Origin of the sequence: Stenotrophomonas sp. HMSC10F06 (assembly GCF_001807865.1) — a bacterium.
GTDB lineage: Bacteria > Pseudomonadota > Gammaproteobacteria > Xanthomonadales > Xanthomonadaceae > Stenotrophomonas > Stenotrophomonas bentonitica_A.
In genome coordinates this window covers 140,286-140,654 of the sequence record NZ_KV791308.1, presented here as the reverse complement: position 1 = coordinate 140,654, position 369 = coordinate 140,286, and the positions used below count along the sequence as shown (strand labels likewise).

Genomic DNA, 369 nt, shown 5'->3' with positions numbered 1-369 from the left:
GCCTTCTTGGCGGTCGCCGACTTCTTGGCAACAGCGGTCCGGGCAGCGGCGACCTTCTTGCCGACGGTCTTCTTGGCGGCGGCGGTCTTCTTGGTCACGGCCTTCTTGGCGGTCGCCGACTTCTTGGCAACGGCCTTCTTGGCGGTGGCGACCTTCTTGCCGACCGACTTGCGGGCGACGGCGGTCTTCTTGCCGGCCACCTTCTTGGCGGTCGCGGTCTTCCGGGTCACGGCCTTCTTGGCGGTCGCCGACTTCTTGGCAACGGCCTTCTTGGCGGTGGCGACCTTCTTGCCGACGGTCTTCTTGGCGACGGCGGTCTTCTTGCCGGCAACCTTCTTGGCCGCTGCGGTCTTCTTGGTCACGGCCTTC

The 369-nt window shown here is 65.9% G+C and carries 1 protein-coding gene; it reads right to left on the bottom strand.

Annotated features, from left to right (window positions below; genetic code table 11):
* On the bottom strand, positions 1-369 hold a 369-nt coding region (locus tag HMPREF3113_RS19080; RefSeq protein ID WP_254665328.1), incomplete at both ends, for a hypothetical protein.